The sequence below is a fragment of the Xenorhabdus entomophaga genome (assembly GCF_037996725.1).
GTDB classification, from domain to species: Bacteria; Pseudomonadota; Gammaproteobacteria; order Enterobacterales; family Enterobacteriaceae; genus Xenorhabdus; species Xenorhabdus khoisanae.
In genome coordinates this window covers 1-715 of record NZ_JBBMXH010000295.1, presented here as the reverse complement: position 1 = coordinate 715, position 715 = coordinate 1, and the positions used below count along the sequence as shown (strand labels likewise).

The window sequence follows — 715 nt, the reverse complement described above, 5'->3', positions numbered from 1 at the left end:
TTGTATATAGAAAACCCCCTGCTAGGCAGGGGGTTCCGTAGAGCTTTCAGCTATAAAGCCGCTATAAAAACCCCTTTTGATTTGTTAAAACACCTTGCGGTCTGGCAACTGCAAAAGTGAATCAAGAAATCGAAAGGGGGTCCCACAATGAGGGATGAGAAGAGCTTAGCGCATACTCGATGGAACTGTAAATATCACATAGTCTTTGCGCCAAAATACCGAAGGCAGGTGTTCTACGGAGAAAAACGTAGAGCGATAGGTAGCATATTAAGAAAATTATGTGAATGGAAAAACGTGAACATTCTGGAGGCGGAATGTTGTGTGGATCACATCCACATGCTTCTGGAAATCCCACCAAAGATGAGTGTGTCGAGTTTTATGGGGTATCTGAAGGGGAAAAGTAGCCTGATGCTTTATGAGCAATTTGGTGATCTTAAATACAAATATCGTAATCGTGAGTTTTGGTGTCGGGGGTATTACGTTGATACAGTGGGAAAAAATACAGTTAGGATACAGGAATACATAAGGCACCAACTGGAAGCGGATAAATTGGGAGAACAATTATCGATCCCATATCCAGGTAGCCCGTTTACGGGCCGTAAGTAATCAATAGAATGCAAATGTCAGATTGCGATGCGCCTGTTAGGGCGCGGCTGGTAAGAGAGCCTTATAGGCGCATATGAAAAACCCCCGGCTATGCCGGGGGATACTTATT

Annotated in this window: 1 protein-coding gene; it reads left to right on the top strand. The window is 43.9% G+C overall.

The features are described 5' to 3' along the window. Positions 1 to 147: 147 nt before the first annotated feature. Complete coding sequence (gene tnpA, locus AAC854_RS24765) at positions 148 to 606, top strand: IS200/IS605 family transposase (RefSeq protein ID WP_340619093.1); 459 nt, start codon at positions 148 to 150, stop codon at positions 604 to 606. Positions 607 to 715 lie beyond the last annotated feature (109 nt).

Coding starts and splice junctions, on each gene's coding strand:
- tnpA (WP_340619093.1), top strand. CDS start 148: ATGAGGGATGAGAAGAGCTTAGCGCATACTCGATGGAACTGTAAATAT.